Genomic DNA, 12,781 nt, shown 5'->3' on the forward strand with positions numbered 1-12,781 from the left:
TATCGTGTCCGGGTATTGCTATTGTTAGGCACAGGCTTTTTGCCAATAGGCATTGGCATAATTGGAGGGATTATTGCGCTGCAACACCTCACTGATATTACGGCTGGCCTGCATCAGGGCATCCAGTTGAATACCGGTTTCAAAGCCCATATTCGAGAGCAGGTAATACAGGTCTTCAGTTGAAACATTGCCTGAAGCACCCTTGGCATAAGGACAGCCACCCAGACCGGCAATGGATGAATCAAATACCCGGATGCCTTGTAACAGCGACTGGTAAATATTGGCGATGGCCATGCCATAGGTATTATGGAAATGACCTGCCAAAACCTTGGTATCGATCTGAGCCAGGCAAGCATCCCAGACTTTTTGCACCCGATCCGGTGTGGCTGTACCAATGGTTTCACCCAACGACACTTCATAGCAGCCCATATCCAGCAAACGTTGGGTGACTTTGACCACCTGTTTCGGATCAATCGCACCTTCATAAGGGCAGTCCACCATACAGGACACATAACCGCGTACCCGAATATCATTGGCTTTGGCGGCCGCCATCACATCGGCAAACTTCTCCAAGCTTTCATCAATCGAGCAATTGATATTTTTGCGGGTAAAGCTTTCGGACGCTGCGGTAAAGACCGCAACTTCCTTGCAACCCACCGCCAGCGCTGCTTCAAAGCCCTTCAGGTTTGGGGTGAGTAAACTGAACTGAATATTTGGGTCTTTGGGCAAGCCGGCAAACAGCTGATCGCTGTCTGCCATTTGTGGCACCCATTTGGCTGAAACACAGGAACCGACTTCAATCGCCTGTAAACCGGTTTTCATCAGATCCAGAATCAGATTTTTCCGATCATCCAGCGTTAATGGCGTTTTTTCATTTTGCAGGCCATCGCGTGGCCCGACTTCTACAATTTTGACAAATTCGGTCATGCAACATCCTCCGTCAGTGGCTGGAACTCAAGCAGTTCATCACCGGCTTTGACCTGATCACCTTTCTGGAAATATGAACTGGCGATGATGCCGTCATGTGGTGCACGAATCGAGTATTCAATTTTCATCGCTTCCAGCGTCATCAAGACATCGTCTTTTTTGACCTTGTCATTGGCAGCGACCAGTACTTGCGTGATCACACCTGGCATTGGTGCAGTGAGGTTGTTTTCTGTCCCTTGATCATCATGCTGATCATAATCCGGCTGGATAGACTCGAATTTATGTGTCTGACCATTCTGGAACAGGGTAATGCCATGTTCAGTCTGGCTAAAGGCCAGTTTTTGCTGTTTGCCTGCCAGTTGCAAAGCTAAAGTATGTGCATCAATCAACTGACCTTGTAGCTGAATCTGCTGACCATTATAAGTGGCGATAAAACCTTGCTCTTGCGTACTGAACTGAACTTTAAGCATAATGCCATTGCGTTGTAATTGCACTGTATATGCATTTTGCTGATTCAGGCGCCAGAAAGCGTGTTGTTGCCAGACTGAGTTATTCGCAACCGGGTTTTGAGCTTGGCGTGATAATAATTCGATGAATGCAGCACTAACGATCAGTTCAGCATTGATCTCAGTCGAAGGTTTTAATAAGAACTCTTCTTCACGTTGAATCAGGCCGGTATCCAGATGGGCATTTTTAAACGAATCACACAGCACCAAACGGTCGAGGAATGCAATATTATTGCCCAAACCATCCACATGGAAATGGCCCAGGGCATGATGCATTTGCGTTAAAGCAGCTTCGCGGTTTTTGCCCCAGACAATCAGTTTGGCAATCATCGGATCATAATAGGTGCTGATTTCATCACCTTCGACAATGCCACTATCCACACGTACACAGTCATTTTGCTCTGGATAGTGTAAATAGCTGATCTGGCCAATCGCAGGAATAAAGCCTTTCTCTGGTTCTTCGGCATAGACACGTGCTTCCAGTGCATGCCCGTGGATCTGTAATTCATGCTGCTGTTTGGGTAAAGGCTCACCAAAAGCTACGCGCAGTTGCCATTCCACCAGATCCTGACCTGTAATCATTTCAGTGACCGGGTGCTCAACCTGCAAACGGGTATTCATTTCCATGAAATAGGCAGTACCATCTTGCTCGACGATAAACTCTACCGTACCGGCACCGACATAATCGACCGCACGTGCGGCATCAATCGCGGCCTGGCGCATCGCTTCAAGTTTGTCTTCTGGCATTTTTGGTGCAGGCGCTTCTTCAAGGACTTTTTGATGACGACGTTGTACCGAGCAATCACGTTCAAATAAATGCACATAATTGCCGTGGGTATCGCCAAAAACCTGTACTTCAATATGACGTGGCTGAATCACATAGCGTTCAATTAGCACATCTTCATTGCCAAAACTGGAACGCGCTTCGCTTTTACATGAAGCCAGCGAACTCAGAAAATCTTCACTGCGCTCGACCAGACGCATGCCTTTACCGCCACCGCCAGCACTGGCTTTGATTAGCACCGGATAGCCGATGCTGTCAGCCTGCTGTTTCAGGAAGTCGGCATCCTGATTGCTACCGTGATAGCCCGGGGTTAAAGGCACACCAGCTTTTTCCATCAACGCTTTAGAGGTGGCTTTGAGACCCATCGCCAAAATGGCATCGACAGGCGGGCCAATAAAGACAATATTATTGTCCTGACAGGCCAGGGCAAACTGGTCATTTTCCGACAAAAAGCCATAACCTGGGTGAATTGCTTGCGCACCGGTGTTTTTGGCCGCCTGAATAATACGTTCGATCTGTAAATAGCTTTGTGCTGCTGGCGATTCACCAATATAGATCGCTTCATCCGCCAGTTTGACATGCTGTGCCTGTGCATCGGCATCGGAGTATACGGCAACGGTGGCAATACCGAGTTTTTTTGCTGTACGAATCACACGGCAGGCAATTTCACCACGGTTGGCAATTAAAATCTTTTCAAACATCGTAGCATCCTTCTTGTTGTTATGCCGTGGTCTTGATCCAGGCCGGGCTTTGTTTGTTTAAAAATGCATTCAGTCCATTTTTCGCCTCATCTCCCTGGCGAATATGGGCAATATGCTGTGCTGTTTTAAGAAGTAAATCTTCGGTCAAAACCTGTTGGTCGACCAGTTGAATCAGTTGTTTTGAGGAATTTTGTGCAGCAGGGCCACCGAGTAACAGGGCTTCCACAATTTCATCAATTTTGCTGTCGAGCTGTTCCGGTGGAGTGACTTCATGCGCCAGTCCAATGGTTTTGGCCTGTTCCGCAGAAATTCGCTCGGCGGTCAGGAAATAACGTGAAGCCTGACGCGCACCAATCGCACGAATCACATACGGGCTGATGGTCGAAGGTGCCAGACCTAGGCGTACTTCAGAGGTGGCAAACTTGGCATCGGTGCTGGCCACGCAAATATCACAAGCTGATGCCAGACCCATACCACCGCCAAAAGCAATGCCATGCACCCGGGCGATGGTTGGCTGCTTTAAAGTCGCTAGGCTTTGCAGCATTTTCGCCAGTTTTAATGCATCTGCTTCGTTGTCTGCTTGAGAAGCCTGACCGGCCTGCTTCATCCAGTTCAGATCGGCACCAGCCGAAAAGCTTTTGCCGCGCCCTGCCAGAATCACCACACGTACATCATCACGGCTATTTAAAGACTGGAAGCAGCGATACAATTCTTCAATGACCTGAGTATTAAAGGCATTGTGCAGTTCAGCGCGATTAATCCAAACCGTTGCCACTTGATTTTGCTGTTCGAGCTGTAAAAATTGATATGTCATTTTTTTCACCTCTTACATGCGGAACACGCCAAACTTGGTCGGCTGGATTGGCGCATTCAGTGCCGCAGCTAAACTAAGACCTAACACTTCACGAGACTGGGCAGGGTCAATGACACCGTCATCCCATAAACGTGCAGAGGCATAATAAGGATGACCTTGGCGTTCGTACTGATCACGAATTGGCTGTTTAAACTGGTCTTCTTCTTCCGCAGACCAGTTAGCGCCTTTGGCTTCAATCTGATCACGTTTTAAGGTCGACAATACGCTGGAGGCCTGTTCACCGCCCATCACTGAAATACGTGAGTTTGGCCAAGTCCACATAAAGCGTGGTGAATACGCGCGGCCACACATACCATAGTTGCCGGCACCAAATGAGCCGCCAATCACCATGGTCAGTTTAGGCACATTGGCATTGGCCACAGCCATCACCAGTTTGGCGCCATTTTTGGCAATGCCTTCATTTTCATACTGGCGACCGACCATAAAGCCAGTGATATTCTGAATAAACAGCAGCGGAATATTGCGCTGACAGCAAAGTTCAATAAAATGCGCACCTTTTTGTGCAGATTCGGAAAACAGAATGCCGTTATTGGCAATAATCCCGACTGGCATACCGTATAGGCTGGCAAATCCGGTAATCAGAGTGGTACCAAATCGAGCCTTAAATTCATCAAAACGCGAACCATCGACAATCCGGGCAATCACTTCACGGACATCAAAAGGTTTACGCGAATCTGTTGGCACGATACCGTACAACTCTGAAGCATCAAACAAAGGTGCTTCCACCTGCTCAGGCAACGGATTTGGTTTTTTATTTAAATTGGCCACAATATTACGGGCAATTTCCAGGGCATGCTGGTCATTTTCAGCCAGATGATCGGCTACACCGGAGAGGCGAGTATGCACATCACCACCACCAAGGTCTTCACTGGAAACCACTTCACCGGTTGCAGCTTTGACCAGTGGCGGGCCACCGAGGAAAATGGTTCCCTGATTGCGCACAATAATAGTTTCATCCGACATGGCAGGCACATAGGCACCACCCGCCGTACAACTGCCCATCACCACAGCAATCTGGGCAATGCCTTGGCTCGACATACGCGCCTGATTATAGAAAATACGTCCGAAGTGATCACGATCCGGGAAGACTTCATCTTGTAGCGGCAAATAGGCACCGCCAGAATCGACCAGATAAATACAGGTCAAATGATTCTGCTCGGCAATTTCCTGAGCACGTAAATGTTTTTTCACGGTCAATGGATAATAAGTGCCACCTTTAACAGTCGCATCATTGGCAATAATCATGCAGGTCACGCCATTGACCTGACCAACGCCAGCGACCACGCCCGCAGCAGGCACATCGTCCTGATAGACCTGATAGGCAGCCAGTTGTCCAATTTCAATAAATGCCGTGCCAGGATCAATCAGATGATCAATACGTTCTCTGGCCAATAATTTACCGCGATCCAAATGTTTTTGACGGGCAGTTTCACCCCCACCCAAGGCAATTTTTTGGACTTTCTGTTTCAGGTCTTCGACCAGATTTTGCATCGCCGTCTGGTTGTTTTTAAATTCGTCGCTGCGAATATTAATTTTGCTCTTTAATTGATTCATGCCGAACATCCTTGTCTATTCTTGTGATTTATTTTTTAGGCAGTTTCATTAAACAGTTCGCGGCCAATCAGCATGCGGCGAATTTCTGAGGTGCCTGCGCCAATTTCATACAGTTTGGCATCGCGCCATAGACGTCCCGCAGCAAACTCGTTGATATAACCGTTGCCACCCAAGGTTTGAATGGTTTCGCCCGCCATCCAGGTGGCTTTTTCAGCTGCATATAAAATCGCACTGGCGGCATCTTTACGCAGGCTACGGCTATGCTCTGCCTTGTCACATTCTGCGCCAACTGCATAGACCAGGGCTTTACAGGCCAGCCAGGTTGAATACATGTCAGCAATTTTGCCCTGCATCAACTGGAATTCACCCAGCGCCTGACCAAACTGTTTACGGTCATGAATATACGGAATCACGGTATCCATACAGGCATCCATAATGCCGAGTGGGCCTGCACTTAAAACAGCACGTTCATAGTCCAGACCGCTCATCAGCACTTTGGTGCCATTGCCGACACCGCCGAGCACGTTTTCTTTTGGCACTGCGACATTGTCAAAAAATAGTGGATAAGTGTTTGAGCCACGCATGCCGAGTTTGTCTAGGTGCGTACCGTGACTAAACCCCGGCATATTTTTTTCAACCAGAAAAGCGGTCATGCCTTTGGCACCGGCTTGTAAATCGGTTTTTGCGTAGACCACCAGTACATCGGCATCGCCGCCATTGGTGATCCACATTTTCGAACCATTCAGCAGGTAATGATCACCTTTGTCTTCCGCTTTGAGTTTCATGCTGACCACATCGGATCCGGCATTGGGTTCGGACATGGCCAAGGCACCGACATAATCACCAGATACCAGTTTGGGCAGATAGCGCTGCTTTTGTTCTTCGCTGCCATTACGCTTAATCTGGTTTACACATAGGTTAGAATGTGCGCCATAGGACAAACCAATCGATGCTGAAGCACGGGAAATTTCCTGCATGGCAATGATGTGCGCCAGATAACCGAAATTTGAACCGCCATATTCCTCACTGACCGTCAGACCGAGCAGGCCCATCTCGCCAAATTTTTTCCAAAGGTGAGCAGGGAATTCATTGTCACGGTCCACTTGTTGAGCAATTGGAGCAATTTCCTTGGCGCAAAATGCAGCCACTGAATCACGAAGTGCAATAAGTGTTTCGTCCAAACCGAAATCCAAGCTTTGTAAATTCATTGTTCATCCATCCTGTGGTTCTATTTGTTGTATCCAAAAAAGCATTTTTGTTGTGCTTGTTATTTAACATACATCGAAAATTTAAAAAAGTGAATCAATATTCACAAAATGATTTACAATTCATTTTATCTTGTTGAGATTAATTTTATGAGTTATAAAAGATCATCATTGATGCAGGAACGAATGGAGCAAAATCGCTTGGCGATCTTGCAATCTGCTCGTGAGCTGATTACTCAAGGGGGCTTTAAAGAGGCGTCGATTCAGGCGATTGCAGAACGTGCAGGCGTTTCTACAGGCTTGGTATATCGATATTTCGAAAACAAGAATCAGATTTTGATTCAGGTTTTGTCAGAAGCAATTCGGCTTGAGATTGAGATTTTAAATCACATTGCTGCCTCGGATTTATCGCCAAAACAGAAATTGCAAAAATCTGTTACAACTTTTGTGAAGCGAGCCATGAACAGCCCACAGTTGGCGTATTCGCTGATGTTCGAACCGGTCGATCCGGAAATGGAACATGAGCGTTTTCACAGTAAACAGCTAATCAAGCAAAGCATTAAGGAAATTTTGGCTGAAGGAAAAGTCAATGGCGAGTTTGAATTTGAAGATTTAAATACCGCAGCGCTGGGTGTGGTTGGTTCCATGACCTTTGTGGTAATTGAACCTTTGAATCCATCTCGGAATATCAGGTTTGATCAAAATTATAAGGATCACTTTGTCAAACAGATTGCCGATTTTTGTGTCAACGCAGTACGTCGACAGGAGGGAGTAGCAGGAGCATAAAACACAAAAAACAGGCAGGAAGACAGGGTTGTCGTGGTCAAAAACAATTAATAGAGTTGAAAATCAGAATTACAAAGAATCAAGGAGATCGATTCAATGACACAAGTACGGTTAAGCTATGCCTACGGAACAAGCAGCCAACCCTTATTGGGCATGACAATTGGCGAAAAATTTGATCAGGCATGCGAACAGTATGCACATTCTGATGCAATCGTCAGCTTGCACCAGAATGTGCGTCTGAGCTATCAGCAGTTGCAGCAGCAAGTGAATGCTTTTGCCTGTAGTTTGCAAAAACTGGGCCTGAAAAAAGGTGACCGTCTGGCCATCTGGTCGCCGAACTGTGTGGAATGGACCATTACCCAGTTTGCTGCATTTAAGGCGGGAATTATTCTGGTGAACTTGAATCCAGCTTATAAAAGTAATGAACTGGAATATGTCTTAAACAAGGTCTCCTGTAAGGGACTGGTGATTGCAGCGCAGTTTAAAACCACTGACTATCAGGAAATTCTGACTAAAATTGCTCCTGAGCTAACACAGACTGAAAGTAAATTACTCAATGCAGAGCGTCTGCCGCATTTGAAGCATGTGATTAAAATTGATGAACAGGAACATCCGGGTCTACATCGTTTTCAGGACTTATTGGTGGAACCAAGCGCAAACGCCTTAGAAAAATTGCAGCAAATTTCGAGTGAATTGCAGTTTGATGAAACCATCAATATTCAGTTCACCTCGGGTACAACGGGGAATCCGAAAGGTACTATGTTGACCCATAACAATATTTTAAATAATGGCTATTTTGTCGGTGAAGCCATTCATTTAAGTCCAGAAGATCGGGTTTGTATTTCGGTACCACTGTTCCACTGCTTTGGTATGGTGATGGGAAATCTGGCCTGTATTACCCATGGTTCAGCCATGATTTATCCATCTGCCGTTTTCAATCCTCTGGAAACCCTCAAAGCCATTCAACAAGAAAAATGTACGGCGGCTTATGGGGTGCCGACCATGTTTATTGCCATTCTTGAGCATGAACAGTTTGATGAATTTGATCTGAGCAGTTTACGTACCGGCATTATGGCCGGCAGTCCATGTCCACAGGAAATCATGCAGCGTGTGATTGAGCGGATGCATATGTCAGATATCACCATTTGCTATGGCATGACTGAAACCGCACCGGTCAGTGCGCAAAGCTCTACCGCAGACTCTATTGAACAGCGTGTTACGACAGTCGGCCGGGTACATCCGCATCTGGAAGTGAAAATTGTCGATGAAGATGGCAAGGTGGTGCCGCGCGGACAACTCGGTGAACTCTGTGTGCGTGGTTATTCGGTGATGCTCGGTTATTGGGAAGATCAGGATAAAACTGCAGAAGTAATTGATAATGCGCGCTGGATGCATACGGGTGATATTGCTGAAATGGATGATGAAGGCTTTGTCAAAATCAAGGGGAGAATCAAGGATGTCGTCATTCGTGGCGGTGAAAACCTGTTCCCCAAAGAAATTGAAGACTTCCTTTATACCCATCCTGCGGTTTCAGATGTTCAGGTGATTGGTGTGCCAGATCATAAGTATGGTGAAGAACTCTGTGCCTGCATCATTTTGCATGAAAACGATCCGTGTACTGAAGAAACTATTCGCCAGTATTGTGCCGAGCATATCTCACACAATAAAGTGCCGCGCTATGTGCGTTTCTTCCATGAGTTCCCGATGACAGCTTCCGGTAAGGCGCAGAAGTTTAAATTACGTGAATTTATGCGTGAAGAGTTGAACTTAAAGGAAATAGCTTAAGTATTGTTTAGTTTTTGAGATTGGTGAATTCTTCAACTTTTTTATCATTAAAAAAAGTTGAAGAGAAACTATTAAGAAAAAGCGAAAGATCTGCACAGCCTCACTTAGAAAGAAAGATTTTAATTTTAACGTGTAGGCCATGCTTTGACTTTCGATGGGCTAAAAGTAAACAAAAGCCCTTTATTTTGCTGAAGGGACATCCATGTCCCTTCAGCAAAATGGCGACATTCATGTCGCCTGTCATGTGATTAGATTTAGGATAATGGTCGAAAATTTAAAACCTTTAGATGGAATCTTTATCAATATTGTAATAACTGATAAACCTAATGCTCTTTAGTCTGTTGAATGGTGTGAGGTAAAGTGAAAATATGGCAAAAAACTTCCATAGTGAACTCGTCGTCGCTAATTATGATGAGCACATCCGTAAATTGATTCCCGGCTATGAACTGGTACATCAGCAAATTGATGCCATCCTAACCACTCATTTACCCGAAATTGCCCATATATTGGTGGTTGGTTGCGGGACAGGCTATGAGCTATCTTATCTGTTGCAACGCCACCCAAACTGGACATTTACTGCAATTGATCCATCGGCGACTATGCTGGAACAGGCGCAGAAAAATATTGGGTTAGACCTGGGATCGCAGCGGATTCGTTTTATTCAGACAGATACACAAAGCTTAAATCAAGATAATCAGTTCGATGCGGCTCTAGCAATTTTGGTGGCACATTTTATTCCATCAGAAAATAAAACTGAATTTTTTCAGGATATATCCGATAGTCTTAAGACCGATGGAATCCTGTTAACCTATGACTTGATGCAACCTGAAAATAAAACTGAATTAAAAATCTTGCAAAAAATGGCACAGCAGACAGGACTCAGTATTCAACAAAGCGAAAAAATGCTTGAACGGTTACAGCAGGATTTTCATTTAATCTCTGCCCAAGATTTAGCAGCGCTTTTAACCAAAGTCGGATTTAAACATAGCAAAATTTACTGTCAAATCATGAATTATTATGGTTTTTTTATACAGAAATAAGCATAGCTAACTGAAACAGTTAACTAGAAATTTAAATATAAGATTCAAGGAAGTGTAAAAACAATGTCAGCCTACTATCGTTTCATCAACCGCGAACAGCATGCCGATGGCAGCAGCACTGCTTATTATGAATCTAATATTCATGCGCAAGGTGCATGGAATCCGCATGAGCAGCATATGGCGCCCGCGACTGGTATTATTTGTGCAGAACTGGAACAGTTTCAGCCACGTGCAGAGATGCGCATTGGCCGGGTGAGTCTGGATATCTTTGGACTGATTGCTTTTGGTGAATTTTCCATTACTACGCGCATGATTCGTCCGGGTAAAACCATCGAGCTTATTGAAGCAGAAATGTGTGCCAACGGGAAAACCTGTATTGTGGCACGTGCCTGGAAAATGATGACTTCGGATACCCGTGCGATCGCCGGTCTGGAAGATTTTCCGGTTCAGCACCCTGAAGACCTGCCGGTGTGGGAAGGGATGCGCTGCTGGCCAGGTGGTTATATTCAAAGTATTAATACCCGTGCCCATGTCGATCATCGTGCGGGCAAAGGTATCGTCTGGTTATCCAATGCCCTGGAAATGGTAGAAGGTCAGACGACCAGCGACTTTAGCCGTTTGATGGGAATGGTGGATACAGCCAATGGCGTGGTGCCGCGTCAGGATCCAAATGCGGGATGGGGCTTTCCAAATCTGGACTTGCAGATTCATTTGCATCGTTTACCTAAAGGCACATGGCTAGGACTAGAAGTGCTACAGCAATATGGTGAAGATGGCATTGGTTTAACCAGTGGAATTTTACATGATCTTCATGGGCCTTTTGGTCGCAGTGAGCAGATTTTAACCTTACGTAAATTTTAAAATCTGATTTACACAAAAGGACGAATTGCTTCGTCCTTTTTTTATTGGCATGCTGTGCGCAATTATTCAGGAAGATCAGCAGATGCGGATTAGTATTATTGGGGCAGGTCGAGTTGCCTTTCATCTTGCCCAAGGCTTAAATGGACAGCATGAGCTTGTACAAATCTATAGCCGCAGTTTTGCCAAGGCAGAACAGCTGGCATCTAAATTTAAGGCTCAGGCGATCAACGCTCCTGAATTACTGCATTCCGAAATTGATCTTTTAATCATTGCCGTCAGTGACCAATTCATTCGATCTGTCATCGAGCAGGTACATGCCTATCTTCCTGATGTGTTGATCGTACATACTTCTGGCAGTACCCACTTAAACGTTTTGCAGGATGTTCACCCACGTTCAGGCGTATTTTATCCTTTACAGACTTTTAGTCTGGAGCGTGACATCGACTGGTCAAATACGCCTTTATTTATTGAAGCGGATAATGCTGAAGATCAAGAAAAACTGCATGATCTAGCAAATAGCCTAAGCAATAGAGTCTATCACTATAGCTCTGAACAACGCTTAAGTTTGCATCTGGCCGCAGTATTTGCCTGTAATTTCAGTAATTATTGTTATGATATGGCCAAACAGATTGTAGATGCTGAGCAGGTCGATTTCAGTCTGCTGTATCCCTTAATACTAGAAACTGCCCATAAAGCCACAGAAAATGATCCAAGGCAAATGCAGACTGGCCCCGCCATGCGTGGTGATCAAAATATCCTAAATATGCATCAGCAGATGCTGGCGAATCGGCAGCGAGCAGATTTACAAAATGTCTATCAGTTGTTGAGCCAGCAAATTTTAGAACGTCATCAATAATAAATGCGCTGAATTTTTCAATCTGGATAAAAAATGGACATGGCATAAAGATGAAGGGCTGTTTTTCTTTTTAAGTTCGATTAGAGGTACAGTGCTCGTTAGTATATCTTTGATTGAAAGATAAAGTTTTTTTATAAAAAAGCGCTGAGATGTCAGCGCTTTTTTAGACCTAGATTAAGAAATTTTTTTAAAGATAAAGTCATTAATCTTGTGACCGGCTTCAATGCCGCGACGCTCAAACTTGGTTTGTGGACGCCAGTCAGGACGAGGATAGCTGTTGCCTTTACCTGCGAGGTTTTCCAGACGTGGACGTTCTTCCAAAACTTCAAGCATCCATTCTGCATATGGTTCCCAATCTGTTGCAGCATGGAAGGTGCCGCCCAGCTCCAGCTTTTGCTCAACCAGTGGCATACGTTCATGTGAAACAAAACGGCGTTTAAAATGACGTTTTTTCTGCCATGGATCAGGGAAGTAAAGCTGAACCGTATTGATACTATTGTCCGGCATTTCACGCAGCACTTGAATCGCATCGGCATCCAGTACGCGTAAGTTGGTTACGCCGGCCATACCTGCTTCATAGACACACTGCGCAATGCCTGGTACATGAACTTCAATCCCGACAAAATTACGCTCGGGATTGGCCTTGGCCATCAGCACCAGAGAACGGCCCATACCAAAACCGATTTCTACCGTTAAAGGACGCTCAGGATGTTCAAAGTGTTGACGTAAATCGCCCACCGGATATTCCAAAATTAAGTGACCATATTGTTCAAGCGCAGTACGTTGAGAGGTGTTCAGCGGCATTGAGCGGCGCATAAACGTCACGATTTCACGGTGCTCGCTTAAATTGTCCAGCTCCACGACTTGCTGGTCTAATTGATCGTTCGACATAACTTTGGCAA

At 45.4% G+C, this 12,781-nt stretch carries 11 protein-coding genes; 5 read left to right on the forward strand and 6 right to left on the reverse strand.

From position 1 onward, the window contains the following. Window positions 1-24 precede the first annotated feature (24 nt). The 5 genes from FTU45_RS00890 to FTU45_RS00910 are packed head-to-tail and all read right to left on the reverse strand — an operon-like array spanning window position 25 to window position 6,554. Window positions 25-927 carry a hydroxymethylglutaryl-CoA lyase gene (locus FTU45_RS00890; protein WP_005171595.1) on the reverse strand — a complete coding sequence of 301 codons (903 nt, stop codon included), beginning with the start codon at window positions 925-927 and terminating at the stop codon, window positions 25-27. Beyond that, the gene (locus FTU45_RS00895; RefSeq protein ID WP_005096540.1) at window positions 924-2,918 is read right to left on the reverse strand and encodes an acetyl/propionyl/methylcrotonyl-CoA carboxylase subunit alpha; all 1,995 of its coding nucleotides are present in this window, start codon (window positions 2,916-2,918) and stop codon (window positions 924-926) included. Before FTU45_RS00895 ends, FTU45_RS00890 begins: the two co-directional genes overlap by 4 nt. A 19-nt stretch (window positions 2,919-2,937) precedes the next feature. Beyond that, a complete protein-coding gene (locus tag FTU45_RS00900; RefSeq protein ID WP_074382975.1) occupies window positions 2,938-3,732 on the reverse strand; it encodes an enoyl-CoA hydratase/isomerase family protein in 795 nt (264 codons plus the stop codon). A 12-nt stretch (window positions 3,733-3,744) separates the two neighbouring features. After that, window positions 3,745-5,346 carry a carboxyl transferase domain-containing protein gene (locus FTU45_RS00905; RefSeq protein WP_100355089.1) on the reverse strand — a complete coding sequence of 534 codons (1,602 nt, stop codon included), beginning with the start codon at window positions 5,344-5,346 and terminating at the stop codon, window positions 3,745-3,747. A gap of 35 nt (window positions 5,347-5,381) precedes the next feature. Further along, window positions 5,382-6,554 carry an isovaleryl-CoA dehydrogenase gene (locus FTU45_RS00910; RefSeq protein WP_005096545.1) on the reverse strand — a complete coding sequence of 391 codons (1,173 nt, stop codon included), beginning with the start codon at window positions 6,552-6,554 and terminating at the stop codon, window positions 5,382-5,384. A 147-nt stretch (window positions 6,555-6,701) separates the two neighbouring features. Here FTU45_RS00910 and FTU45_RS00915 point away from each other — a divergent pair, with 147 nt between their 5' ends. From FTU45_RS00915 to FTU45_RS00935, 5 genes are all read left to right on the forward strand, one after another. Continuing rightward, window positions 6,702-7,337, forward strand: coding sequence for a TetR/AcrR family transcriptional regulator (locus FTU45_RS00915; RefSeq protein WP_035337915.1), 636 nt, complete (start codon window positions 6,702-6,704; stop codon window positions 7,335-7,337). A gap of 96 nt (window positions 7,338-7,433) precedes the next feature. After that, complete coding sequence (locus FTU45_RS00920; RefSeq protein ID WP_005171582.1) at window positions 7,434-9,122, forward strand: AMP-binding protein; 1,689 nt, start codon at window positions 7,434-7,436, stop codon at window positions 9,120-9,122. A 368-nt stretch (window positions 9,123-9,490) separates the two neighbouring features. After that, window positions 9,491-10,162: a class I SAM-dependent methyltransferase gene (locus FTU45_RS00925; protein WP_100329794.1), complete on the forward strand. Its 672-nt coding sequence runs from the start codon at window positions 9,491-9,493 to the stop codon at window positions 10,160-10,162. A gap of 63 nt (window positions 10,163-10,225) precedes the next feature. After that, window positions 10,226-11,023 carry a thioesterase family protein gene (locus FTU45_RS00930; RefSeq protein ID WP_005096553.1) on the forward strand — a complete coding sequence of 266 codons (798 nt, stop codon included), beginning with the start codon at window positions 10,226-10,228 and terminating at the stop codon, window positions 11,021-11,023. 82 nt (window positions 11,024-11,105) lie between these two features. After that, a complete protein-coding gene (locus FTU45_RS00935) occupies window positions 11,106-11,879 on the forward strand; it encodes a Rossmann-like and DUF2520 domain-containing protein (protein WP_180075855.1) in 774 nt (257 codons plus the stop codon). A gap of 174 nt (window positions 11,880-12,053) precedes the next feature. On the opposite strand, the gene trmB is transcribed toward FTU45_RS00935, so the two are convergent. Beyond that, window positions 12,054-12,770, reverse strand: a complete 717-nt coding sequence (gene trmB / locus FTU45_RS00940; protein WP_100355085.1) for a tRNA (guanosine(46)-N7)-methyltransferase TrmB — start codon at window positions 12,768-12,770, stop codon at window positions 12,054-12,056. Window positions 12,771-12,781 lie beyond the last annotated feature (11 nt).

This window comes from Acinetobacter sp. YH12106 (genome assembly GCF_013418995.1).
GTDB classification, from domain to species: Bacteria; Pseudomonadota; Gammaproteobacteria; order Pseudomonadales; family Moraxellaceae; genus Acinetobacter; species Acinetobacter pseudolwoffii.